The sequence below is a fragment of the Candidatus Williamhamiltonella defendens genome (genome assembly GCF_900699045.1).
Lineage (GTDB): Bacteria > Pseudomonadota > Gammaproteobacteria > Enterobacterales > Enterobacteriaceae > Hamiltonella > Hamiltonella defensa_A.
Window position 1 is genome coordinate 494,524 of sequence record NZ_CAADHL010000001.1, and the last position, 25,847, is coordinate 520,370.

General features: G+C 36.8%; 23 protein-coding genes and 4 pseudogenes. 19 read left to right on the forward strand and 8 right to left on the reverse strand.

Going from position 1 to position 25,847, the window contains the following annotated elements; translation table 11 throughout:
- Positions 1–6 precede the first annotated feature (6 nt).
- From dapE to fabB, 3 genes are all read left to right on the forward strand, one after another.
- Complete coding sequence (gene dapE / locus CICURV3402_RS02260; protein ID WP_158379651.1) at positions 7–1,149, forward strand: succinyl-diaminopimelate desuccinylase; 1,143 nt, start codon at positions 7–9, stop codon at positions 1,147–1,149.
- A 58-nt stretch (positions 1,150–1,207) separates the two neighbouring features.
- On the forward strand, positions 1,208–1,480 hold the full coding sequence (locus CICURV3402_RS02265) for a GrxA family glutaredoxin (protein ID WP_158379652.1): 273 nt from the start codon (positions 1,208–1,210) through the stop codon (positions 1,478–1,480).
- Between the two features lie 144 nt (positions 1,481–1,624).
- The gene (gene fabB, locus CICURV3402_RS02270; RefSeq protein ID WP_158379653.1) at positions 1,625–2,842 is read left to right on the forward strand and encodes a beta-ketoacyl-ACP synthase I; all 1,218 of its coding nucleotides are present in this window, start codon (positions 1,625–1,627) and stop codon (positions 2,840–2,842) included.
- Positions 2,843–2,948: 106 nt separating this feature from the next.
- Here the strand turns inward: fabB and trxA are convergent, their stop codons facing one another.
- The gene (trxA, locus tag CICURV3402_RS02275; RefSeq protein WP_158379654.1) at positions 2,949–3,290 is read right to left on the reverse strand and encodes a thioredoxin TrxA; all 342 of its coding nucleotides are present in this window, start codon (positions 3,288–3,290) and stop codon (positions 2,949–2,951) included.
- A gap of 112 nt (positions 3,291–3,402) precedes the next feature.
- On the opposite strand from trxA, the gene rhlB reads away from it, so the two are divergent.
- On the forward strand, positions 3,403–4,671 hold the full coding sequence (rhlB, locus tag CICURV3402_RS02280) for an ATP-dependent RNA helicase RhlB (RefSeq protein ID WP_158379655.1): 1,269 nt from the start codon (positions 3,403–3,405) through the stop codon (positions 4,669–4,671).
- Here the strand turns inward: rhlB and plsB are convergent, their stop codons facing one another.
- The 3 genes and pseudogenes from plsB to CICURV3402_RS02295 form a co-directional block, all read right to left on the reverse strand.
- Entirely contained in the window at positions 4,672–7,122 is a 2,451-nt protein-coding gene (gene plsB, locus CICURV3402_RS02285; RefSeq protein WP_158379656.1) for a glycerol-3-phosphate 1-O-acyltransferase PlsB, read from the reverse strand.
- 166 nt (positions 7,123–7,288) lie between these two features.
- Positions 7,289–8,039: pseudogene (locus CICURV3402_RS02290) on the reverse strand (MlaA family lipoprotein).
- A 100-nt stretch (positions 8,040–8,139) separates the two neighbouring features.
- Positions 8,140–8,763, reverse strand: coding sequence for a peroxiredoxin C (locus CICURV3402_RS02295; protein ID WP_158379657.1), 624 nt, complete (start codon positions 8,761–8,763; stop codon positions 8,140–8,142).
- A gap of 371 nt (positions 8,764–9,134) precedes the next feature.
- On the opposite strand from CICURV3402_RS02295, the pseudogene queA reads away from it, so the two are divergent.
- The 5 genes and pseudogenes from queA to secF all read left to right on the forward strand — a co-directional run.
- Positions 9,135–10,207 (forward strand): annotated as a pseudogene (queA, locus tag CICURV3402_RS07330) (tRNA preQ1(34) S-adenosylmethionine ribosyltransferase-isomerase QueA); the annotation flags it as partial.
- Positions 10,208–10,268: 61 nt separating this feature from the next.
- Positions 10,269–11,337, forward strand: a pseudogene (tgt, locus tag CICURV3402_RS02305) (tRNA guanosine(34) transglycosylase Tgt).
- Positions 11,338–11,484: 147 nt separating this feature from the next.
- A complete protein-coding gene (yajC, locus tag CICURV3402_RS02310) occupies positions 11,485–11,826 on the forward strand; it encodes a preprotein translocase subunit YajC (protein ID WP_158379658.1) in 342 nt (113 codons plus the stop codon).
- A gap of 138 nt (positions 11,827–11,964) precedes the next feature.
- Positions 11,965–13,818: a protein translocase subunit SecD gene (gene secD / locus CICURV3402_RS02315; RefSeq protein ID WP_158379659.1), complete on the forward strand. Its 1,854-nt coding sequence runs from the start codon at positions 11,965–11,967 to the stop codon at positions 13,816–13,818.
- A 24-nt stretch (positions 13,819–13,842) separates the two neighbouring features.
- Positions 13,843–14,811, forward strand: coding sequence for a protein translocase subunit SecF (secF, locus tag CICURV3402_RS02320; protein WP_158379660.1), 969 nt, complete (start codon positions 13,843–13,845; stop codon positions 14,809–14,811).
- Here the strand turns inward: secF and trhO are convergent.
- The 4 genes from trhO to CICURV3402_RS02340 all read right to left on the reverse strand — a co-directional run bounded on the left by trhO (position 14,790) and on the right by CICURV3402_RS02340 (position 17,825).
- Positions 14,790–15,857, reverse strand: a complete 1,068-nt coding sequence (gene trhO / locus CICURV3402_RS02325) for an oxygen-dependent tRNA uridine(34) hydroxylase TrhO (RefSeq protein ID WP_158379661.1) — start codon at positions 15,855–15,857, stop codon at positions 14,790–14,792. The two genes, secF and trhO, sit on opposite strands and share 22 nt — an antisense overlap.
- Positions 15,858–16,109: 252 nt before the next feature.
- On the reverse strand, positions 16,110–16,304 hold the full coding sequence (locus CICURV3402_RS02330) for a hypothetical protein (RefSeq protein ID WP_158379662.1): 195 nt from the start codon (positions 16,302–16,304) through the stop codon (positions 16,110–16,112).
- 108 nt (positions 16,305–16,412) lie between these two features.
- A complete protein-coding gene (locus CICURV3402_RS02335; RefSeq protein WP_158379663.1) occupies positions 16,413–16,649 on the reverse strand; it encodes a type 2 periplasmic-binding domain-containing protein in 237 nt (78 codons plus the stop codon).
- An 891-nt stretch (positions 16,650–17,540) separates the two neighbouring features.
- Positions 17,541–17,825, reverse strand: coding sequence for a hypothetical protein (locus CICURV3402_RS02340; protein WP_158379664.1), 285 nt, complete (start codon positions 17,823–17,825; stop codon positions 17,541–17,543).
- Positions 17,826–18,018: 193 nt separating this feature from the next.
- On the opposite strand from CICURV3402_RS02340, the gene fkpA reads away from it, so the two are divergent.
- The 10 genes and pseudogenes from fkpA to cyoA all read left to right on the forward strand — a co-directional run bounded on the left by fkpA (position 18,019) and on the right by cyoA (position 25,845).
- Positions 18,019–18,777, forward strand: a complete 759-nt coding sequence (gene fkpA, locus CICURV3402_RS02345; protein WP_158379665.1) for an FKBP-type peptidyl-prolyl cis-trans isomerase — start codon at positions 18,019–18,021, stop codon at positions 18,775–18,777.
- A 57-nt stretch (positions 18,778–18,834) separates the two neighbouring features.
- Positions 18,835–19,233: a sulfurtransferase complex subunit TusD gene (gene tusD, locus CICURV3402_RS02350; protein WP_158379666.1), complete on the forward strand. Its 399-nt coding sequence runs from the start codon at positions 18,835–18,837 to the stop codon at positions 19,231–19,233.
- A 13-nt stretch (positions 19,234–19,246) separates the two neighbouring features.
- Positions 19,247–19,618 carry a sulfurtransferase complex subunit TusC gene (gene tusC, locus CICURV3402_RS02355; RefSeq protein ID WP_158379667.1) on the forward strand — a complete coding sequence of 124 codons (372 nt, stop codon included), beginning with the start codon at positions 19,247–19,249 and terminating at the stop codon, positions 19,616–19,618.
- A gap of 4 nt (positions 19,619–19,622) precedes the next feature.
- Positions 19,623–19,913, forward strand: a complete 291-nt coding sequence (gene tusB / locus CICURV3402_RS02360; protein ID WP_235667596.1) for a sulfurtransferase complex subunit TusB — start codon at positions 19,623–19,625, stop codon at positions 19,911–19,913.
- A 995-nt stretch (positions 19,914–20,908) separates the two neighbouring features.
- On the forward strand, positions 20,909–21,076 hold the full coding sequence (locus CICURV3402_RS07525) for a hypothetical protein (RefSeq protein ID WP_407079063.1): 168 nt from the start codon (positions 20,909–20,911) through the stop codon (positions 21,074–21,076).
- A gap of 217 nt (positions 21,077–21,293) precedes the next feature.
- A pseudogene (locus CICURV3402_RS02370) lies at positions 21,294–21,771 on the forward strand (type II 3-dehydroquinate dehydratase).
- Between the two features lie 10 nt (positions 21,772–21,781).
- Positions 21,782–22,219: an acetyl-CoA carboxylase biotin carboxyl carrier protein gene (accB, locus tag CICURV3402_RS02375; RefSeq protein ID WP_158379669.1), complete on the forward strand. Its 438-nt coding sequence runs from the start codon at positions 21,782–21,784 to the stop codon at positions 22,217–22,219.
- 11 nt (positions 22,220–22,230) lie between these two features.
- Positions 22,231–23,574 (forward strand): acetyl-CoA carboxylase biotin carboxylase subunit, encoded by a 1,344-nt coding sequence (gene accC / locus CICURV3402_RS02380; RefSeq protein ID WP_158379670.1) that lies wholly within the window; start codon positions 22,231–22,233, stop codon positions 23,572–23,574.
- Positions 23,575–23,596: 22 nt separating this feature from the next.
- Positions 23,597–24,778 (forward strand): 3-demethoxyubiquinol 3-hydroxylase, encoded by a 1,182-nt coding sequence (gene ubiF / locus CICURV3402_RS02385; RefSeq protein ID WP_158379671.1) that lies wholly within the window; start codon positions 23,597–23,599, stop codon positions 24,776–24,778.
- A gap of 146 nt (positions 24,779–24,924) precedes the next feature.
- The gene (gene cyoA / locus CICURV3402_RS02390; RefSeq protein ID WP_158379672.1) at positions 24,925–25,845 is read left to right on the forward strand and encodes a ubiquinol oxidase subunit II; all 921 of its coding nucleotides are present in this window, start codon (positions 24,925–24,927) and stop codon (positions 25,843–25,845) included.
- Positions 25,846–25,847 lie beyond the last annotated feature (2 nt).

Below are 25,847 nucleotides of genomic sequence, written 5' to 3' on the forward strand. Positions count from 1 at the left end.
ACACTCATGAATCATAAAATCTGTCCTGTCCTGATGTTGGCACAACAATTAATTGAACGCCGTTCAATCAGTCCAGAGGATGCTGGTTGCCAAGACATCATCGCTCAACACTTAAATTATTTCGGTTTTACTATTGTACCCATGCATTTTGGTGACACAAAAAATCTCTGGGCCTGGAGAGGCTCTGGAGAAAAAACCTTGGTTTTTGTGGCTCATACCGATGTAGTACCTGCGGGTGATGAAAGATTATGGACGACACCTCCTTTTACGCCATCCATACGTGATGGAAGTCTTTATGGAAGAGGTGCCGCAGATATGAAAGGGTCTTTGGCGGCTATGATTATCGCCGCTGAACGTTTTGTCGAAGCGCATCCAAACCATTGCCAGAAATTAGCCTTTATTATTACCTCAGACGAAGAGGCATCAGGCGAAAATGGAACTTCTAAGGTCATTCAAGCTTTAATGGCTCGCAATGAAAAAGTGGATTATGGCTTAGTAGGGGAACCCTCAAGTACCGAACGGATAGGAGATGTCATTAAAAATGGCAGGCGCGGCTCTTTAACGGCGCAATTATGTATTCAGGGTGTACAAGGGCACGTGGCTTATCCTCATTTAGCTCAAAATCCGATACATCAAGCATTAGGAGCTTTAAAAGAATTGTCGATGATTGAGTGGGATCAAGGTAACGCGTTTTTTCCTCCCACAAGCCTGCAGATAACGGGTATAAAAGCAGGGGATTGGGTGAGTAATCTGATTCCTGATCAATTGCATGTTCAATTTAACTTTCGCTTCAATACTGAATCGACCTATAGAATGATAAGAAATCAGGTTGAAAATTTGTTAGAGCGTTATGCGTTGAATTACCAAATAACCTGGATACTTTCCAGCGAACCTTTCTTGACACCCAAAGGTGAATTGCTTGATGCAGTTCTGAATACAATTCAACATTACTGTGATAGCCCACCTGACATTTTAACCACTGGGGGCACTTCTGATGGGCGTTTTATCGCATTAATGGGAGCACAGGTGGTGGAATTAGGACCTATTAATCAAAGTATCCACAAAGTCAATGAATCGGTTTCGATAGCTGATCTTCAACTATTGACTAAAATGTATCAACGAATTATGGAACAATTACTCCTAACCTGATTCATCCTGTTTTATTTTAATAATTTTTAAAAATCTATTTTATTTTTAGGAGATTTTTATGTTTATTGTTATTTTTGGGCGTCCAAAATGTCCTTATTGCACCCGTGCAATAGAGTTGGCACAACAACTGAAATCAGAATTAAAAGATAAGAATATTAATTTTGATTATATCGACATGCATGTTAAAAAGATCACAAAAGCGGATCTAGACAAAACGGTGGGTAAACCGGTGGAAACCGTGCCGCAAATTTTTATTGATAAGAAACATATTGGCGGCTATACCGAATTTGCAGCCTATGTTAATAGGAATTTTCATGATCTAAAATTTTAATCGTGCTAAGGCAAAAAATAAAATTGAGCAAGAGCCCATTTAAAATGGGCTTTTATAATTAGAGAGACTTGTTGAGCTTACAACTGTACGTTAAAGTGCGCTACGCAGTCTGAAGCTTATGATAAAGTCTACACGAGGTATTGAATGAAACGTGCAGTGGTTACTGGCTTGGGTATTATTTCCAGTATAGGTAACGATAAAAAGGAGGTCCTGTCGTCTTTATACGCTGGACGTTCCGGGATAACTTTCTCTGAAGAATTTAAAAATTCAGGCATGAAAAGCCATGTCTGGGGTAATGTGAAACTCGATAGCACGGGTATGATTGATCGAAAAATTTCGCGTTTTATGAGTGATGCTTCAATTTATGCCTATCTCGCTATGCAACAAAGTATTGAGGATGCCGATTTAAATAATTTTGATATTTCCTCAAACGAGCGGATAGGATTGGTCGTGGGTTCAGGGGGAGGTTCGCCTAAAAATCAGGTGGCGGGATCCGATAAAATGCGCATGAATGGTTTAAGAGGAGTCGGCCCTTATATGGTGACTAAAGCCATGGCATCCGGTGTTTCCGCATGTTTGGCGACTCCTTTTAAAATTAAAGGAGTAAATTATTCGATTAGCTCAGCCTGTGCTACGTCTGCTCATTGTGTGGGTCATGCATTAGAACTTATTCAATTAGGAAAACAAGACATTGTTTTTGCTGGTGGAGCAGAAGAATTATGTTGGGAAATGGCCTGTGAATTTGACGCTATGGGGGCACTTTCTACTCAATATAATGCAACACCAGAAAAAGCGTCTCGATCGTATGATAAAAACCGTGATGGTTTTGTGATTGCGGGAGGCGGCGGTATGGTGGTGGTCGAAGAGCTTGAACATGCGCTCTCTCGCCAGGCGCCTATTTATGGAGAGATAGTGGGTTATGGCGCCACGTCGGATGGCGATAATATGGTCGCCCCGTCTGGTGAAGGTGCCGCTCGTTGTATGAAAATGGCTAAGAAAGGCCTTAAATTGACCATCGATTATATTAACGTACATGGTACCTCTACCCCGATTGGCGATATCAAAGAGCTAGAAGCGATTAGAAGTGTTTTCGGTCATCCCGCTCCGTTTTTTTCCTCGACAAAATCCATGACAGGTCACTCCTTGGGAGCAGCAGGGGTGCATGAAATTATTTACAGTTTACTGATGTCAAAACATAATTTTATTGCCCCCAGTATTAACATCGAGACTCTTGTTCCAGAAGCAGTGGGTATGAATGTCGTGACTGAAATGAAAGAATTAGAAATCAATACAGTGATGTCGAATAGTTTCGGTTTTGGGGGCACTAATGCGACTTTAATTTTTTCTAAATATCCGCTATAAATATAGGTCCTCTCAAAAATAGAGGGTTTTATTTCATTGGAAATCTAAAGTTGAGTTATAGGTTATCTAAATCCTATGACAATGAAAGTATATACAGCTTAATTGATTAATTAATACAATTTACAATATGCTTGTCTAAAAAAATTTTTAATTGATGTTTAGACACAGCGCCTACTTTCGTGTCAATCAGTTTTCCTTCTTTAAAAAGTAATAACGTCGGAATGCTACGGATACCATATTTTTGTGTGGTATTTGGATTAGTATCAATTTCTAATTTTGTGATCGTAATTTTATTCACATATTCGTTAAAAATTTCCTCTAAAATAGAGGCAATTATTTTGCAAGGCCCGCACCACTGTGCCCAAAAATCAACTAAAATAAATCCATCACCCTTAAGTACATCTTGATCGAAACTTTTGTCACTTAGCTGTATAATTTCCTTACTCATGTATTCTCCCAAAACTATCATTAGTTATTTTATAAATTTATTCGCTTAATCATCCTAAATTACACAGGATTAACCTCATTAAAGCAATATGCAACTGATACTTTATCATATTATGAATAAGACACATTTGACAGATCAGAAATTTTCAGACTTTACCCTTCATCCTTTAGTTATAAAAGCTATTGAAAATCAAGGCTTTTATCATTGTACTCCCATTCAAACTTTATCATTGCCTATTACTCTTGCTGGGCGTGATGTTGCTGTTCAAGCACAAGAAGGGACAGGAAAGATACTGGCTTTTTTAGCCTCTGTTTTTAATTATTTACTAACAAACGCCTCCGATGAAACAAGGCGGTGCGAACAGCCCCGCGCGCTCATCATGGTACCTACCCGTGAGCTGGCAATACAAATTTATACTGATGCAGAGACTTTATCTCAGTTTACATCTCTCAAAATGGGTTTAGCTTATGGAGGAGATGGCTATGATAAACAACTGAAAATATTAGAAAGTGGCGTAGATATTTTGATAGGGACCCCAGTTCGTATCATTGATTATGCAAAACAAAATTTTATTCATTTGAACGCCCTCCAGGTAATAGTGCTAGATGAAGCTGATCGTATGTATGATTTAGGATTTATAAAAGATATACGTTGGTTATTTCGCCGTATGCCTCCTGCAGAAAAACGGTTAAATATGTTGTTTTCTGAGACTCTTTCTTATCGAGTAAGAGAATTATCTTATGAACAGATGAATCATCCGGAATATATTGAAGTAGAACCATCACAAAAAAGCGGATCTCAAATTCAAGAAGAGCTTTTTTATCCTTCTAATGAAGATAAAATGCCATTATTACAGACTTTAATTGAAGAAGAATGGCCTGATCGTTGTATTATTTTTGCTAATACGAAACAACGCTGTGAAGATATTTGGGGCCATTTGGTGGCAGATGGTCATAGAGTTGGGCTTTTAACGGGGGATGTGGCACAGAGAAAGCGTATTAAAATTTTAGATGATTTTTCAAAAGGGTATTTAGATATTTTAGTTGCCACCGATATAGCTGCACGAGGTCTACATATTCCGAAAGTGAGTCACGTTTTTAATTATGATCTGCCAGAAGATGTCGAAGATTATATTCACCGTATTAATCTTACTGGCAGGTCTGGGGAAAAATGCTATGCAATCAGTCTGTCTTGTGAGGCGTTTGCATCGCATTTATCTGCTATCGAAGCCTGCACTGGTCACCGTATTCCAAAAAGTGAGTATAATAAGGAAGCCTTACTAACAAACTTGCCTCATCCAAAACGTTTGCAACGTCATCATAGACGTTATACGGGCGCGCGTAATCAGGAGGCTTCTCGGAATACTCGCTCACCACGATGACTAATCGGTTATTTTATTTTTATAAGTGACCCATTCCTTTTTAAGGCGCAAATTTTCTTGCATTACAGAGAGCATTTGAGAAGAGATGAGACCCTTTAATATATTAAAAATTTCTTCGATGTTTTTCTGAGCAGAGTAGTCGTTAGAGACTATTTTTCCTCTTTTTTCAAATAGGAGAGTCAGTAGGCCTGAAAAAATAGAAGAATTAAAAAATTCTGCCAATGGCATGTTTTCTAATATACAGAGATGTTTTGCCATCGCCCTGCTTTCTTTTTCTAATGATTTTCTGTCAATATCAGGGTAAACAGTGAGAAGAAAAAAAATAATGCTGTAATGTTGTAATATTTCTTTAATTCCAGATGCAAGTATTTTTAATGACTTCATGTCTGATGATAAGTTTACAACGAAGTGATGGTTTTTGTTTTCAAAGCATTTTTGACGAATTAATTCGTCCATCAATAAATTTAATTCCTCTAGCAACTGTTTCTCGCTGTAATAAAGAAACCAACGAATTTTAAAAATAGGATATAACAGAGTAATTTGTCTTATAATTTCTTGACGGCTGATATTATGATGACAAAGCACCGTCGTTGCGATCAAAGAAGGCAAGATCAAGAGATGTTGAATGTTATTACGATAATATCTCATCAAAGGTACCTGTTCTTTAGGCAAGCAGATCCTCTCATGAGGATAATTTTTTTGAACGACAAATTTATTCATATGAAGTGCATGATCTAGTAACTCTTCCGGCATTTGCTCTAGCACAGAGCTGTATTGATTGTGCGGAGAATGGCGAATAAGTTGTAAATAACAATTCAACTGTTCAATTAGCTCTGGACGTGTCAATGTCTGGTTCTCTGACGCTAGTAAAGCGGTTGAACAAAGATTAATAGCGTTAATGGCCGCTGCATGATTAATGTTGATCATGATTTGATAGGCTAAATCTTTGACGGTATAGGCCAACCAATGAGGTCGTGTTGCTTCAATTTTATCAATCGGTCTAATAGATTCGCGCCAATTAGGAACATTTTTATCGAGATAAATTTTCAATTGAATAGGCTCACCAAAATTAACATACCCTTGACCCAGATGACGCAATTGACGTAGTCCCCCTATCATTTGCAAAAAATTTTCCTTTTTTTTACGCTCTCCCCTTAATTCTTTGGTATAGCTCAATACTTCTATGACATGTTCATAGCCAATATAAACAGGAATCAATGTAATTGAGGGAGAGATGTCCCTTAACATGGCTTGAATGGTCATGGATAAGCTGCCTGTTTTAGGTTCAAGGAGCAGGCCAGTACGAGAACGTCCACCTTCAATAAAATATTCTACAGGATAGGAGCCTGTAAAAAGTTCATCTAAATATGCACGAAATATCGTTGAATACAGTTTGTTTCCTTTAAAATTACGTCGAATAAAAAAAGCGCCTAAGCGACGAAAAATAGCTCCCGCGGGCCAAAAATTCAGATTGATGCCCGCCGCAATATGGGGGGTAGCCAATCCCTCATAATAGAGAACATAAGAAAGCAATAAGTAATCCATATGACTACGATGGCAAGGAACATAAACAATACTGTGTCCTTTGTACGCCAGCTGACGTACGCAAGCCGCGTTGTGCACATGAATGCCTTGATAAAAACGATTCCACATCCACCCCAATACACGATCAGAAAGGCGTATGGTTTCATAAGATACCTGAGACGCAATTTCTTTCATCAACCTCAGCGCATTATCATGCGCTTTTTGATGCGATATTTTTTTTGAACGTGCTTCGTCTAAAAGTGCTTTTTCGATGGTTTCAGAAGAAAATAATTTTTTAAAAAGATCAGAATGAGAAGGTAAAGCCCGACCCACACTCGATAAATATTGACGAAAAAAATGTATTCGAGCTACTCGGGCCAATTTATAGATGATGCGGAGATCTTTGCTATGAGCGTTGATAATTCGCGATAATGAGATGGGATTGGAAAAATGTACAAAGCTATCTCGGCCTAACCAGAAGACGGTAAAAAATTTTTTGAGCAAGTTTGTTTTTCGGTTTTGAAAAATGGAAATAGGACGTCTTCCGATCATGACTGACACTGGCAATATCGTGATATCTAGTGTTAAATTTTTGGAATACAAACCAAGATAATGGGAAAAAAGTGTTTCGACAGATGATGTAGTATGACCGTGGGGTTCATTGATATCATCAATGAAAAGATATCTAGGAATCTGTATCTCATCTATCTTTAATGGTGTCAATGGATCGGGTAACCCCTGTTTTAAGGATTCTTCTCTTAAAATGATCAAATCTATTTTAGAACGGGAAGATAAGATATAAAAGATAGGAGATGAAGAATCAAGGCCTGAATCAGGCACAAAATTTTTAGGGATTAATTTACTTTTAATAAAAATTTTTACAAAAAAATATAGGGATTGATAATATATTTTACACCGATCTGACATGGGAACCTAAAAACCTTTTTGGTCATTTACTTTTTAATAAAATCAGTAGTAGACCTTCTATGAAGGTCTACTACTGACTATGATTTTACATCGTATTTTTATGAATCCTTTTATAAACCAGTCTGGTAGATATTTGCGCTACACTTATTTAAGGCGAATTAATATTTTACAAATCATCTGCAATTGCTTTCGCATTCGGATTTATCTCTGGTTTTAATATTCCTCCGTGCGCCAAAAAATCATAACTCTAAAAATATGCTTTCTCTATCATAGAATAAGGATCTGATGAATTCATCAATAAACCGTCGGAATTGAGTAATCTAGCACGGGTTGCTATCCATTGGAGCACACATTTTCCAGCTAATGTCCAGTGCGTTACATAACGAAGCAAAGGATACGGGGTGCCTACCTATTGCCATGTATCTTCACGAAAAGTAAAAATGCCATAAACTGGAAAAATAAAATAAGGACCGTAACCGGCATGGTAATGGCCTCATACAGAACGAAGACGATAATGAAATTCTTTTGCCAGTTGCGGATGCGCTATACTGGCAATATCAATTAAACTGCATATTCCTAAAAATGTGTTTAAAAAATCGACTAAAATATTGCATGGCTTTATATGGATTAGCTACTAAAAGCACATTAACCATACTAACAGGTTCTTCGAGATTACTTAAGCTATTACGTGCAGATTGTGGAACATAATTCTTCCAAAAAACAGCCGAAGGCTGAGTCAAATGAGAATTCAAAATTCGATAATTCAAATCAAACATTGATCTATTAAACTTTTCTACACCACTTAATAATTGAGGTTTCCCAGAACTTTTCGGATGTCTTTAAGTTGAAGAATAAGAATGGTTACAACCTGCTAATAATAAACTAGTACAAATCCACCCGATCAGTCGCAGCTTCATATTCGTTTATCTCCTAAAAATAGGTTAATAGAGGGGTTAGTCTTCTGAAGAGACTGAAAGATTGTTTTTGCCAAAAAACACAAATGATAACCACTGCATTTTATAATTTTGTTGATGATCTTTTGAGATCAGAAAAATGTTCAGACAGATATTTTGCGACGCCATCACTGGAAGCTTGCATTCCTGATTTCCCTGCTTCCCACTGCGCGGGGCAAACCTCTCCATGAGTTTGATGAAATGCAAGGGCATCAATCATGCGCAGCATCTCATCGACATTACGCCCTAGAGGAAGATCATTGACAACCTGATGTCGTATCACTCGATTTTCGTCAATCAAAAACGAAGCACGGAGAGCAACACCAGCTTCTGGATGCTCAATGCCATACCCTTTTTGAATCTCTCTTTTTATGTCAGCTACCAAAGGATAAGATACCTTTCCGATCCCGCCTTTCTCGATAGGGGTGTTTCGCCACTGCTTGTGAACAAAATGAGAATCTAAAGAGACCCCGACCAGTTTAGTATTGCGATTTTTAAATGCTTCAATACGTTCATGAAAAGCAATGAGTTCTGAAGGACATACAAACGTGAAATCCATTGGCCAAAAAAATAAAACACACGGTTTATCTTTGATATAAGACCAAAAGTTAAAATTTTCGGTCACTTCTCCGTTTTCTAATACGGCGGGTGCTGTAAAATCGGGAGCAATATAAGTTACTAAAGTCATATTAAAATTCCTGATGATAATCTATCGACTTTTTTCAGAACCAAATGAAGACAAGGGTTCTTTAGTCAAAGACGTTTAGTGAATGAAAATAAAATAAAAAAGAGTTTTTTGCGATCGATATTCGCATTTTATGTAAATGGTTCTATCTAATTCATCTTTTCTTTCGGCTTAAGCCGGCTAGCTTTAGACTTATTAACCCTATTTTAAGCGAAAATATTTAAAAAGAGCGAATAATCCAATTTTTTAAAAAATTATTTTGTATCAAAAATAAAAATAAGTCTTTCAAAAAAGTTTATGAATTTATTGTGATATTTTTAAATTAAACTCATTGTTATTTAACACTGAAATTTAAAAATATGTTTATCTGATTTTTTAACTTACCTGAATCGTTAGTAGCACAGTATCTCTTATAAAAACGTAGTGGCTCCCACTTGCTTTGTTTAAATGGAGAAAAAAGAACCATGATAGCAGGGTTTTTACGGACTTGCTCTACCAACTCGAACAGGACGCTTTTGGGTCCTTCATAATACCCGCGTGATTCCCGTACAGGTGTTTGACTTTAATCACAGCGTTAAAAATTAGAAATCTAGAAAGAATATTGAGCCCTAATCGCGTTTTGGTTCATCTTAAATCTTCTTAAAAACCAAAATTAGGTGCTTAGTTTTTATTAGGCAATACAGCGAACATTCCGGTAACTTTAATAACTTGGTCATGCTTCTTTTTTTGAATTGCGTTTTAACGTTCGGAAAGACGTCTTAATGCTTTTACAAAGCATAGCTCATATTCCTTTACCTCCTTATATTTCTCGAGTTGATGAACCAAAAGATCACGAATTATATCAAAACCGTTTATGATCAACATTTAGGTGCCGTGACTGCGCCTACGGCGGATCTTCATTTTGATAACCCACTTTTAAACACGCTAAAATCCTGTGGAATTGAAACCGCTTTTGTGACCTTATATGTTTGTGGCGTAGGGACTTTTCAACCCGTGAAAACAGATAATATTACTGAGCATATCATGCATTCAGAATATGCAGAAGTTAGTCAAAAAGTCGTCAATGCGGTATTAGCCTGCAAACCCAGAGGAAAAAGAGTAGTAGCGGTAGGAACTAGTTCCGTTCGTTTGCTAGAAACCGCTGATTAAAAAACGAAAAATTTCTTTTTAACGCCTTTTCAGGAGAAACCTTCATTTTTATATACTCTGGCTATTAGTATAAAATTATGGATACCTTGATCACAAATTTTCATTTGCCAAAATCGACTCGAATTATGTTAGTTTGTGCCTTTGCGAGCAATCAAAATACACCTACGGGCTTATCAAAAAGCTATTGATTAAAAACATTGTTTTCAGCTATGGAGACGCCATATTCATTACTCATAATACGAAGGCTGCTCAAGAAAATAGAGTGAAAAATAGATTAGACCTAAAATCTAAAAACTAACACAGGATAACATGTAAAATATTAACTCCAAAAAACTGATGGACACACCCGTCTTGGAAAACTGATCCTTTGCACGAGGTCTGGTTAGACACTACTGACTTTATTCCTGTAGGCACTGATGATTCTGTTAAATTGGTGACTCCAGATGCAATCACAGAAACCGGTGCCCATATTATCTTGGCAATACCTTTCATCTTTGGTTACGCCCAGAACAAAACGTGCTCAAATTACATAGTAATTTACATAATCTTATACAGTGGTACGGACCCACCCTCACCGATTAAGGATGATTTCAAGTTTTTAGTTTAAATTCCATGCGTAAAATTGAAGAGAGAAGAAAAGGGGTCTCATTTCGGCATCCTTTAAACGGGAGTTAGATATTCCTAAGCCCAGAAAATATATGGAAATTCAATTGAATTTAGGCTCAGACATTGTGATGGTGTTTGATGAATACCATTCTTATCTTTCCGACCTAAGCTACATGAAAAGTTCGATAGAGATATCATTAAGATGGGCAAATCGCAGCCATTAACACTTTAACAATCTGAACAATAAAAATATGCTGTTTGGCATTATTCAAGTGGGCTTGTCGCTTGAATTGCGTGAAACCTCTTTACAAGGCGTGTTATAAATCGGGTTTGATAACTATGCTATAGTGGCCTTACCGTAAGAGAGCCTAAAGAAGAAATCTATCGTGTTCTCGATTTTTTGTGTCCACGGATCCATGACAATAAACCTCGATATCTAATGGGCGTTAGAAAACTAGAAAATTTAGTCGAAGGGATTAGGCGGGGCATCGATATGTTTAATTATGTAATGCCTACTAACATGCCCTCAATGGATATCTTTTTATTACACATGGAGTAATAACAATTCGCAATACTCGATACAATATAGACATATCGCCTCTTGATCCCAGCTGTGATTGTTACACCTGCCGCCACTATAGTCGCACTTATCTACATCATCTTGCTCTCTGTAATAAAATACTCGGTGCCCGTCTTAATAGCATACATAATGTACGCTACTACCAACGTTTAATGGCCGACTGACGTCATGCCATTTATGAAGCAAGACTGAAGTGCGTAGTTGAAAAATTTTACAAAAAAATCGGCATTTCTATTTCATAAGTGAGATAAATGGTGAATATTAGTTTTAATTCTAATTGACCAAAGTATAATAAGGAATAACAGTTTGAATACTGTAGGATCCTTGTTTTTAAACAGCAAGAGAAGCGAGGAATATTGCAATATTAATTTTATCATCAGGATATTTGTATGAATATTTTTTCACAAGCTTTTGCTTCTACATCAGAAGCGCCTCAAGGAAATCCCTATTCTTTGATTATTATGCTCCTTATATTTGGTTTTATTTTTTATTTTATAATTTGGCGCCCACAGCAAAAAAGGACCAAAGATCATAAAAAACTGATGGCTTCCATCAGCAAGGGAGATGAAGTTTTAACAACAGGGGGTTTAGTAGGTCATGTCAATAAAGTCACAGAAACAGGTTACATTGTGATGTCTCTGAATGATATAACTGAAGTGATTATTAAACGTGATTTTGTGGCTGCTGTTTTACCTAAAGGCACGATGAAAAACTTATCCAGTTCATCATAAAATTTTATTTTCGATGCCAGTAAAGCGTGTTTTGTCGAATAACATGCGTTTTTTGTTAAAACGGCAAACAAATTTAGATTTTTAAAACCCCTATACAGAGCTATAAAATCTAATCCTTTATTTTTTTAGGGAGTTGCCGTGTTAAATTGCTATCCGTTGTGGAAGTACTTGATGTTAATTTTTGTCATCTTGCTTTCTTTTCTATATGCATTACCTAATTTCTACGGTGAAGATCCTGCAGTTCAGATTACAGGCGTTAGAGGGAATGCCGCAAGTGAATTAATATTAAATCAAGTAGATGATATTTTAAAAAAAAATCATCTTACCAGCCAATCCATGGAATTAAAAAATGGCACTATTCTGGTACGTTTTAAAGATCCGAATATTCAGTTAGCCGCACGTGATATATTGATTTCAATCTTGGGCGATAGCTACGTGGTAGCTCTTAATTTAGCACCAGCAACACCAACTTGGCTGAGAGCTTTAGGCGCAGATCCAATGAAGTTGGGGCTGGATCTCCGTGGAGGCGTTCATTTTTTAATGGAAGTCGATATGGATGCAATCATAACTAAACTGCAAATACAAAATATGGATAGCTTGCGCAAGGAACTTCAAGAAAAAAATATCACTTATACACAGATAACGAAGCAAAATAGCACCCATAATTATGGGATCGCAATTGACTTTTCTGACACTAAATCACGTGATGCAGCGGTGTCTTATCTTTCTTCCAGACACAAGCATATGCTAATCAATGCTGATAGAGGTAACAAATTAAAAGCGTTGATGACAGTGGATCGTTTACGTGAAGTACGTGAATATGCTGTTCAACAAAACATGACTATTTTACGTAATAGAGTAAATCAAATCGGAGTCGCAGAGTCTCTAGTTCAAAGACAAGGAGATCGGATTGTAGTTGAATTACCTGGTATTCAAGATACTGCTCGGGCTAAAGAAATATTAGGCGCAACAGCCAGTCTAGAATTCCACCTAGTCAATACCAAAGTGACTCCTGAAGCTGTAGAAATCGGAAGAGTACCTGCAGATACTGAAATTAAAAAAGATAAAGATGGGCGTCTTGTTGCTTTATATAAAAAAGTGATTATGACTGGAGATCATATTACAGATGCTTTTTTTGGCATTGATGAATATAACCACCCTCAGGTCAATATTTCTCTTGACAGTTTAGGAAGTGCCGTTATGGCCAACTTTACGAAAGATAACATTGGCAAATTGATGGCAAGTTTATATGTAGAGTACAAAGACAGTGGTAATAAAGATATCAATGGAAGACCTATTTTGGTTAAACAGGAAGAAGTTATTAATACCGCTAATATCAGCTCACGTTTTGGAGGACGTTTTCAGATCACAGGCATTGGGACACCGTTAGAAGCTCGCCAATTGGCTTTACTCTTGCGTGCAGGTGCTTTGATTGCTCCTATTCAAATAGTAAAAGAGCGCACTATTGGCCCAACTTTAGGGGCACAAAATATTTCACAAGGCCTAGATGCCTGTTTAGCCGGTTTGGTCGCTTCTATTTTATTTATGGTAGTTTACTACCGCAAATTTGGTGTGATTGCAAGCACTGCCTTGCTTGTTAATTTAGTATTGATTGTAGGTGTGATGTCTTTACTACCTGGTGTTACACTTACAATGCCGGGTATAGCTGGGATTGTTTTAACATTAGCCGTTTCGGTAGATGCCAACGTACTCATTAATGAAAGAATCAAAGAAGATCTGAGAAATGCACGTTCGATTCAACAAGCCATACATCAAGGTTACAAAGGCGCTTTTTCCAGTATTATTGATGCCAATATTACTACTCTGATCACGGCTGTTATTCTCTATGCTGTAGGAACGGGATCAATTAAAGGATTTGCGATTACGACAATCATTGGCGTGCTCACATCCATGTTTACGGCAATATTGGGAACTCGCGCCATCGTCAACATGCTTTATGGTGGTAAGCGTATAGATAAATTGTCTATCTGACTGATTTACATGAAGGAATATCAAGTGTCACAAAATTATACTGTTGAGCAACTTAATTATGCTCGCAAAGTCTACAATTTTATGCGTTGGGACAATGTGGCCTTTGGAATTTCCTTTGTATTAATGACTGCTGCCGTTCTGATTATCTCCATCAGAGATTTTAACTGGGGTTTAGATTTTACCGGAGGGACGGTTATCGAAATCACTATGGAACAAACTGTGCCGCTCGATCAAATACGGGATGCATTGAAAATAGCTGGCCTGGTAAAGCCTGTTGTGCAAAATTTTGGTACTACTCGAGACCTGATGATACGCATGTCGGCAAAACAAAATACTACAATACAAGAGCTCGGACAAAAGATTATTAATATTATTGATCAATTAACGAATCAAAAAACGACCCTAAAACGAGTAGAATGTATCGGCCCCAGTGTAGGATCAGAATTGGCGCAAACAGGAAGTATGGCATTATTGGTCGCTTTATTATCTATTCTCATTTATGTGGGCCTGCGTTTTGAGTGGCGTCTTGCATTAGGAACCGTACTTGCTTTAGGTCATGATGTAATCATTACGTTAGGTATATTATCTTTGTTTAAAATCGAAATTGATTTAACCATTCTTGCATCATTGATGTCTGTGATCGGCTATTCCTTAAATGATAGCATTGTAGTTTCTGATCGAATTCGAGAAAATTTTCGTCAAATTCGTCGAGGAACATCCTATGAAATTATCAATGTTTCCCTTACACAAACATTAAGCCGTACCATTATGACCTCAGCCATCACCTTGATAGTGGTATTCATGTTGTATCTGTTTGGGGGTGCCATGTTACACGGATTTTCTCTTACTATGCTGATAGGCATCTCTATTGGAACTCTTTCTTCTATTTATGTCGCATCAGCCTTAGCTCTCAGGCTGGGGATGAAACGAGAACATCTGATCCAGAAAAAAGTAAAAAAAGAAGGCGAGGATCAGCATTCTTTGTTACCCTGATGTATTATTGACTTATTCATAATAGTTTCTAAAACATCTTTTGATTTATTAAATATTTTTATATGATTACCCCGAGCAGAACGACGCAAACGCTGTTCTTCTGGCAAGAACTCTAATTTTTCTTGGCAGCTTGTACTGCAACAACCCGAAAATTTTTCACTGCAAATAGCACACTGAATAAATAACAAGTGGCAAACCGAATTGTGACAATTCACATGTGTATCGCAAAACTGCTCGCATTGATGACAGTGAGAAATAACCTCTTCAGAAACACGTTCTCCCATTCTTTCATCAAAGACAAAATTTTTACCGACAAAATGTAAAGGTAAGTCTTTTTTTTTTGCTATTCGAACGTATTCGATGATTCCGCCCTCAATGTGATACACATTTTTAAAACCATGATGTAATAAATAAGCACTGGCTTTTTCGCAACGAATTCCGCCCGTACAATAAAGTACTATTTTTTTTTCCTTATCCTCTTTTAGCATATCAACTGCCATGGGGAGCTGTTCCCTAAAGGTGTCAGAAGGCACTTTGATAGCATTTTTAAAATGGCCTACTTCATATTCATAATGATTTCTCATATCCACAAAAATGGCATCTGGATCTTTTATCATTTCATTGACTTCGTGTGCCTTGAGGTACTGACCTGTATGAGCAGGATTAAACGTCTCATCTTCTATGCCGTCGGCAACAATACGTTGTCGGACTTTCATTCGTAATACCCAAAAAGACATTCCGTTATCTTCTAAAGCGGTGTTGAGGCGTATTTGCTCTAATGCAGGATGCGCATTAAAAAGGGATACCTTAAAATCATCATAATGATCAATAGGTACACTAATTTGAGCATTGATACCTTCTTTAGCAATATAAACGCGACCAAAAACACTGAGTTGGTTCCATTGACTATACAGTTTATCACGGAACATATTGGGATTATCCAAAGCAAAATATTTATAAAAAGAAAGGGTTTGACGTTCTTGGGTTTCAGCCAGCATTTTTTCTTTCAGTTTTTGATTGGAAATTCGATTGTGTAATACGGGCACGCTGTAATTTTTCCTTTATGTAGTAAGAGAGTGCAATCTATTGAAAATAGATAAAATGAGTAAGATTATCTAATAATCTGGAAAGAGGATCAAGTGATTTATTTTCGCTTTCCTCTTTTATTTTTAATAAGTATCAAAATAGCGCGATTTATCTCTTCTATATTTTTAAGAATAGTTTTCAATGAAGGATAGCCCGCTGACAAGGGATATGCAAAAGAGGATCAAGGAAATTTAGTCAAATCCATTTTTTGTTCAAAAAACATTCCAAACTTGATTACGATTGATGATATATTCATCACGATCTACGACATAAACAGGCATAGAAATACTATTCAATAAGGTTTCGAGAAGGGTGAGTTGTTCTTGTAATTTCAGTGAAATGGTGTGTCGTCTCAAAATTTCTCGCTGTAAATAATACATCCACATCAGTGAGGTAAGAACTAACACACTAAATAGCCCCGCTAACAAATAAAATTCAGTGCTATACAAGTTCTAGCTATATAGCTTTATCAGGAGCGTCTTAGCAATTTGTTTACAAATAAGTGAAATATCTCTCTAACTGATATAGATCAAAGCCTCATGCAGAATACTATTAAGTTCCGTATTATCAGGGTTAACACCAAAAGAAATCACAGACAATAATTCGCTTACACACTTCGTTATTTTTAATTTACCGCGCACATAATAGTCCATCATATAATTTGCGCCTATTAAATTATATAAAACACCATCCACTTTATTTTTTTTAAGCCTTTCTAAGGCTAAGGTGGTATTTTCTATTGGAATTAACATAATTTTTAGTTAATTTACTCTTAACCATTCAATAACATATATGCCAGATGTCACCGCCACTTTGATAGTGTTTAATAAAAAATTTTCGCTGATTAGAGTATCTCTAGTGATTAACATAGTTAGCGAAGACAAATAAGGTCGGGTCAGCAGAATTTTTTATTGCGTGAATGACTATAACTAATAACAGAAATGATATTCCCTTTCCCTTTTGTAACAAATTTATTATTTCAGTGTCAAAATTAACCTTTGCTAGTAAAAATCCCCCCGTTCGTAAAAATAAATTAATTCCACAATATCGGCGGAAATACCGTGAAATTTTGATGATTCATCAAAAAAAGTAAATAGACTATATAGGATAGGGGATTCACTAATACTTTCTACTGTCTATATTGACTCCATCTATTCTTTTTCTGTCAATAATAAAGAGAATTGACGATATCTGTTATCAAATCTTGGCTCCACTGACAAAAAATACTCTGACATTGCATTGTAAAAATGGATTGCAAAACCGTATTAACCCCTTTCAATAAAAAATTAACGGAAGCTAGATTACCAAGAAAATAATCGTTATCACCAAAAGCAACAGAAGAAGTAGCGTCATAAACGGATGTATAACGTGAAATGCTGGCGTTGGAAAATTGATTTTAAGCCAATTTTGATCTACATAATTTTGTGATAACGCTAAACATATGGAAGTTTTATTTTTCTATAGGTTAGGATCGGTCATTTTTCGAGATACCAACGCCAGATGCTTCGGTATAAAATCTGCACTGTGACTGAAATGTTCATTTTTATCCAATTCACCTGCATCACTAATCACCATATCTAATGAACTTTCAGACAGTGCATCTCACGCTTCCTGACGGCTTGGGTAGAGTAGAATTTTAGGCTTTAATAAAGATAATGTATGATTAAAAACATATAATCTGCTGAAATACCTTCAAATTTTTTACATTCAAACATAATACTAAAGGGGGGATTTTGCGGGAGATAAATGGCGACTCGTATTTCTTTTTTATTTTTGCGATTTTCTTGAATATCATCGTCTAATTGTAATTGAAGAACAGGCATTTTTTGACAGCTAATAGTATTTGCTTCTATAGGAATAATGGCGAATGCACTATTAGAAGAAACAAAAAATAATATCAAAGAAATTAATATAATAAACTTTTTCATAAAAAGATAATATCTATTAAAATAAATAATTTATATTTCTTAAGAATAGACTTAATTTCAAAATTTAGCTCTATTGTTTTATCTCCCTCATCGAGGCTATATTAATGTGTTTGTTATCGGGTGAGAAGCCTCTTCTTTAAACAAAGAAATAGAAGATGTAAAATATTCATTTAGCCATTTTATGGAGACAAGCATGCAATCACTGTTTAAAATTCTTTTATTTACCACTACTACAGCATTGACCTTTAATATAACACAGGCCTTCGCAACTGAGATTTCCAAAGCACCAGTGGTGAATCATAAAAATCAAGATGCTTATGCATTGGGTGCTTCTTTTGGCCGATACTTGAAGGAACAAGAAAAATTAGGGATTAATCTGGATAAAAAGGAGTTAATGCAAGGTCTAGAAGACGTATTCTCTAATACAAATAAATTAACGACTGCAGAAACAGAAAAAATTTTAACCCTCTTTCAAGAAAAAGTAAAAACAGCGATCGAGGCAAAAATAGAAAAAGATTTTGAAAAAAATGTATCAAAGGGCGGTGAATATAGTGAGCAATTCTCTAAAGAAACAGGCACAAAAAAAACACAGAGCGGTCTTTTATACAAAATTGAGAAGATAGGTAATGGTAAAGCGCCTAAAAATACTGATACTGTCGTTGTTCATTACATAGGATCTTTGATAGATGGCACTGAGTTTGATAATTCTATAAAGCGTAGGGAGCCTCTTGCTATTCCTTTAAATAATCTTATCGTGGGTTGGAAAGAAGGTCTGCAGAAAATCGGCAAGGGGGGGAAAATTAAATTAGTGATACCTCAACAGCTTGCTTATGGTAAACATCCAATTTCTACCATTCCTGCAGGTTCTACTTTGGTCTTTGATGTTGAATTACTTGATATCAAACCAGCTTCTGAAACTAAAGTAGACCCATCTGAAGGCACAAAGCAATAAATTAGATAAAATAGGCGGCTCAAAAACTGACTGTGATAAACAGTTAGTTTAAAATCAATGAAAAAATTAAGCTATTGTTTACTGGTAACAGGCCCTCCATATGGTACAGAACAAGCAAGTAGTGCATATCAATTTGCAAAAGCGTTATTAGATACAAAACATAGATTAATCAGTATATTCTTTTACCAAGACGGTGTCTTTAACGCAAATCGGTTTGTAGCACCTGCTAGTGACGAGTTTAATTTAGTGCTAGCGTGGCATCAACTAGCACTGGATCATCATATTATGCTTAACGTTTGTATTTCAGCCGCATCACGTCGAGGTGTCGGGTGTCTGCAACAAGAACAAATTCAATCGTATTCATCCTCTTACAATTTACAAAATGGGTTTACTCTAAGCGGTTTAACAGCTTTTGTAGAAGATATGTTAACCTGTGATAGAGTGATCCAATTTTAAATTTAAAGAAAACATGAAATCTATTGCTTTTATTTTTACTCAAGCTCCGCATGGGTCATCAAATGGTAGAGAAGGGCTTGATGCTCTTCTCGCCACTTCTGGATTAATTCAAAATCCAGAAAATACCATAGGAGTATTCTTTATTTCAGATGGTGTTTTACAACTTTTACCCCATCAGAGACCAGAAATGATTTTAGCAAGAAATTATATTGATACCTTTGGTGTTTTAACACTGTATGATGTCAAAAAATGCTATATCTGTTTGCGCTCACTAAAAGAGCGAGGATTAAAAGAATTTAGACATTGGGTTCTCGATGTAGAGGTTTTATCTACTGCTTGTTTGCGTAAAAAATTAGCGAATTATGATATTTGTTTAACATTTTAATGGTATGAAAATCGTGTTATATACTATAAGCCGTTCGCCTTATAGAGCTGATTGCTTCGCCTTTTCTCGTTTTCTTTCAAAGGAGGATGATCTGCTTTTTATGCAGGATGGGGTAATTGCTTTGTTAAATAAAAGTTATTTTTTAAAATGTCATGAATTAACAAATGTATTTATTTTAGAAGAAGATCTGATGGCTCGTGGATTACAATTTTTCATGCCAAAAGAGGCCAAGAGAATTAATTATCAAGATTTTGTTCAGCTTACGATCAAGCATAAACAACATATTGCTTGGTAAACTCGAGAAAAATCACATCTTATTTAATAATTCAATTTTGACAGTAATTGTGCTTATCTCTCGTGTCGATTATCAAGAAATACGTTCAATAACAGCAAACGTACAGTTAGCTCGAAAACCGTGATTGATATCCGTGGCTTCAAGACCGAGGGTTGACTGCACACAGAATAATAATCATAGAATACTGAGAATAAAAATTCTTAGAGAATCATCATCTGTCAACAGACAGACTAAGAAACGGCCTATTAACAGCCGTATTTCACAGAAAGAGTTAAAAAAAACTACCTATTTCAGATGCAATAGCAAGCTAAGTGATCGGCGGTCGGAGACGTATAGAAAGAATGCTTGAAGGTAGAGATCCAGGTTTATTTGTCATTATAGGCCCCTGATCTATTCACTATTCTAATGCTGTTATTGAATACGCGATACGAATGAAGAGATTAAGCGAGCAGTATTAAAATCAATTAGAAATAGTCATTCGGACCTATTTTAAAAAGCCTCGTACTACAAAGGTCGGCAAGGTATGATTTCTGATTCATTGCTATATAGCTCCTATCAGGTGCATCTTAGTGTTGAAATATCCAGCAAAGTGCTTTTAGATGTTAACCGTTTGGATTTACCTATCTCCACTGCATTCTTAGATATTATCATGGGGCAGTATCTTACTGACTTGATTAGTGAGAGAGCTATAAGAGCGAGCACGTACGACTGAAAGTCAGATCCATCGCCAGATAGCTTCTGCTCTATCTTGCCCTATCGGTTTTTAAAATGGCACGGATGGCAATATTTCTATTGCTATTGACGATGTTTGTGTGTCCAGTGCAGGCCATATTTTTTCTCCCCTCATAAAAAGAGGAGATTGACCATTTATCAAACTTTAGGTAATCCTTATGGCTATGTCCTAATCGGAGTGGGTAAAAAACCCAATTACAGAGCAAAAGATATTGCTCTAGCATGTCATAAGTTACGTGACTTTGATTTTAGCAGAGTATGTTGTGATCGATCCTAGCCATGGGAATTGTCAAAAAAGGTATCGCCATCAGTGCAGCATTTCTCACAGGATAGCCGAGTTAATTCGTTCTGCTTCTAAAGCAATCTTAGGGGTTATCATAGAAAGCTTTCGGATAGCAGGTTTTAACAAATCGTTCCTGAAAGAGCATTGATCTACAGGCAATCTATCACAGATTCTTGTTTAAGCTAGCCAGATAGTGAAGATCTTTCATACAAATGATCGGAGGCAGTAAAGGCGCGTTTTTAATTTATTTTTATGAAGCTTCAAAAAAGCATTTATTGCTTAACGCTCTCTGGAATTTGATAGTAAAAATATTAGCATCGGCGATTTTAAAGACACTTTTTTTGATCATAGGAGATTTTGTCTGCATGCCAACTTCATTCAATAGATATCATATATTGCTATTAAATGGCCAAAATCTCAATTTGTTGGGATTAAGCGAACCAAAACAATATGGAAGCTTCTGTTTAAATAAAATGATCAAGCTACTATCAGCAAAAACTAAAACAATCGGGTGGCAATTATCTGATTTACAATCAAATGCAGAGCATGTGGTAATAGAAAAAATTCATACGTATCAATATAAAGTTGATTTTATTCTCATTAACCCTGCAGCATTCACACATACAAGTATGGCCTTGCGCGATGCCTTGCTCGCTGTCAAAATTCCGTTTATTAAGATTCATCTGTCTAATGTGTAGCCCATGAGCATTTTCACCATCATTCTTATTTTCAGATATTACGGTTGATGTCATTTATGGTCTAGTCGTAGACGGTTATTATGGTGCGTTACAGGCCGTAGTGAATCATTTATCTACATCTTTTGCGTCCATCAACAGAGTATAAAATAATATTTATGGATATTCGAAAAATTAAAAAATTGATTGAATTGGTTGAAGAACACGACATTTCGGAGTTAGCCATTTCTCAGGGCGAAGAGTCAATACGTATTAATCGGTCATTAGCGACTTCTAAAGTAGCAATGCTACCCGCGCAGTATTCCACAAATTCTAGTGTCATTTCTGAACCAGAGACGAAAGAAACTGCTGTCTCTCTTGAAGGTCATATGATTCGTTCCCCTATGGTCGGCACTTTTTATCGGACCCCCAGCCCAGATGCCAGCCCCTTCGTTGAAGTCGGCCAAATAGTTTCAATCGGCGATACCCTTTGTATAGTAGAAGCTATGAAAATGATGAATCAAATTCAGGCGGATCAATCGGGAGTCATTAAAGCCATTTTAATAGAAAATGCGCATCCTGTTCAATTTGACCAACCTCTTTTCATTATGGAATAACAAGACCCTTTATGTTTGATAAAATTGTGATTGCTAATCGTGGCGAGATTGCTCTACGAATTTTACGCGCTTGTAAAGAATTAGGTATTAAAACAGTGGCCGCTCATTCTACTGTTGATTGTGATCTCAAGCATGTTCTTTTGGCAGATGAAAGTGTCTGTATCGGCGAAGCACCAGCCACTAAAAGTTATTTAAATATTCCGGCGCTGATCTCTGCCGCGGAAATCACAGGAGCTGATGCCATTCATCCTGGATATGGTTTTTTAGCCGAAAACGCAGATTTTGCAGAGCAGATAGAATGCTCAGGTTTTATTTTTATAGGACCTAAAGCCGAGACTATTCGTTTAATGGGAGATAAGGTTTCTGCCATCAATGTAATGAAAAAAGCAGGTGTGCCGTGTGTTCCAGGCTCCGATGGCCCATTGGGAGAAGATAATATTCAAAATAGTCGTTTTGCAGAGCGTATTGGATATCCTGTGATCATTAAGGCCTCTGGAGGCGGCGGTGGGCGGGGTATGAGGGTAGTACATACCAATAAAAATTTGGCACAGGCCATTAGTATGACGCGTGCAGAGGCAAAAGCCGCCTTTAATAATGACATGGTTTATATGGAAAAATATCTTGAAAACCCACGCCATATAGAAATTCAAGTTCTAGCCGATAAACATGGCAATGCTATTTATTTAGCTGAGCGTGACTGTTCGATGCAGCGTCGTCATCAAAAAGTCCTTGAAGAGGCCCCTGCTCCTAGGATTACTCACAGTATGAGACGGCAAATTGGTGAACGCTGTGTACAAGCCTGTCAAGATATTGGTTATCACGGTGCTGGCACTTTCGAATTCCTGTATGAAACTGGAAAGTTTTATTTTATTGAAATGAATACCCGTATTCAGGTTGAGCACCCAGTCACTGAAATGATCACTGGCATTGATTTAGTGAAAGAACAGCTTCGTGTTGCTGTAGGGCATCAGCTTTCTTTTCAACAAAATGATATCGTGCTGCAAGGCCATTCTCTCGAGTGTCGTATTAATGCCGAAGATCCAAACACATTTTTACCCAGCCCTGGAAAAATCATGCGTCTTCATGTTCCTGGGGGATTTGGTATTCGTTGGGATTCACATATTTATGCAGGTTATACTGTTCCTCCTCATTATGATTCCATGATAGGAAAGCTCATTACTTACGGAGAAACTCGTGAAGTGGCGATTGCACGTATGAAAAATGCCCTTTCAGAAGTTATTATTGAAGGAATAAAGACAAATATTACATTACAAGAGCGAATCGTTAATGATGAGCATTTTCAAAGAGGGGGGTGTAATATTCATTACTTAGAAAAAAAATTAGGATCAGAATAACACTAATAAAGGTTTTACTAATATGAGGGATTACCCACAACATTACGATGTTATTGTAGTAGGTGGAGGGATGGTAGGAGCTGCAGTTGCACTAGGATTAGCTAAAAATGGTTGGTCTGTTGCTGTATTAGAACCTATTGCTCCAAAGTCTTTTGATCCTGAAAGACTACCCGATCTGCGTATATCTGCTATAAGTGTCCGATCTGTTGATTTATTAAAAAAATTAAATGTATGGGGGCGAGTCATAGCCATGCGCTACGCGCCTTATCGACGTTTGGAAACATGGGAGTGGAAACAAGCCCATGTATCTTTTGAAGCCGGTTCTATCTCACGACCAGAATTAGGGTTTATGATCGAAAACTCCTTGTTAAAGTGGATTTTATGGAAAGAAATAGAGAGATACGCTAATGTGAGAATTTTTTGTCCATCTCGGCTTGAAAGCATGCAAAAAATAGAGAAAACTTGGCAGTTAACTTTAAATACAAAAGAAAAGCTAAAAACGCCTTTAGTGATTGGCGCAGATGGGTTACATTCCAAAGTGCGACTGTGGTCGGGGATAGGAAGCACTGGATGGCAATATCGCCAATTCTGTCTGTTAATGATAGTAAAAACAAACCAACCACAGCAGGATGTCACTTGGCAGCAATTTTTTCCTGATGGCCCTAGAGCCTTTTTGCCTTTATGGGATGATTGGGCTTCTTTAGTCTACTATCATCATCCAAAGCATATACAACGATTACAGAGAATGTCGCTTTCTGACCTTCATCATCATATTCATCAAGATTTTTCAAAAAAATTGGGTAAAGTTAGCATTTTTACGACAGGATCCTTTCCTTTAATACGTCATCATGCACATAGTTATACCCAATCTGGGCTGGCGCTATTGGGAGACTCTGCTCATACTATTCATCCTTTAGCTGGGCAAGGTGTAAATTTGGGCTACAGGGATGTGAGCGCCTTGTTGGAGGTACTTAATGAAGCACGTAGTAAAGGAGAATGCTGGTATAGCCATCAGGTGTTACTGCGTTATCAGTATCAACGTCAGTTAGATAATTTCCTTATGCAAAATACAATAGACCTATTTTATAATACTTTTAGCAGCACTTTATTGCCTATGAAGCTCGCCCGTAATCTCGCTTTATTTGCGGCTGATCGTGCTGGCACATTAAAAAGAAAGGTACTGGAATACGCGTTGGGTTATTAAATATTCATTGAGTGGTGCAACGAAACACTAACCCAAATCCTGATTTGGGTGCAAATTCCAATAAATTATTTAAAATTGCGATGAAATGGTTATGATATACACACAGATGGAATTCTGATGAACCCGTTTGTCATTGAGGTTGTCAAATGATAATAAAGAAATTGATAAAATTTTTGAGTCTGTTGTCTATTTTTATTGGGTCCATCATATTAAGCGGCTGCGATGTTGCTTTGATGAATCCTCAAGGAGCCATAGGGATTGAACAAAAAAAAATAATATTGACCTCTGTGGGGTTGATGTTAATTGTTGTGATTCCTGTGATTTTGATGGTGTTCATTTTTGCTTGGAAATACCGTGAATCGAATAAAAAGGCGACATATTCGCCAAACTGGTCTCATTCAAACATAATTGAATCTGTAGTTTGGATTATCCCTATTATTATTATTGCCATTCTTGGCTGTATCACTTGGAAAAGTGCTCACGAACTAGATCCCTATAAACCTATTAGAAACAACAAGCTCCCTATGACGATTGAAGTCATTTCTCTTGATTGGAAGTGGTTGTTCATTTATCCCAAAGAAGGGATTGCCACAGTGAATCAATTGGCCTTTCCGATGAATATGCCAATTCATTTCAAAATCACCTCTGATTCTGTAATCAATTCCTTTTTTATCCCTCAATTAGGCAGCCAAATTTATGCCATGCCTGGTATGCAGGCACAAGTGTACTTAATTGCTAACAAACCCGGTCAATATGAAGGCATCTCAAGTAGCTATAGTGGCCGAGGATTTTCGGGGATGAAATTTACGGCCATCGCCACAAAAGATGAATCAGATTTTCAACACTGGGTGTCAGAAGTCAAGAAATCCCCTCATACTTTAAATACGTTTCATGATTTCAATCGATTGGCTCAGCCTAGTGACCATCATCCTATGACCTACTTTTCTGTTGTAAAACCTTTTCTTTTCCAGGACATCATTAAAAAATTTATGGGCGATATGAATATGCATCAGAATATCGACATGCATCAAACACATCAGGCTCTGCACTCTATAGTGGAGGAATAAAA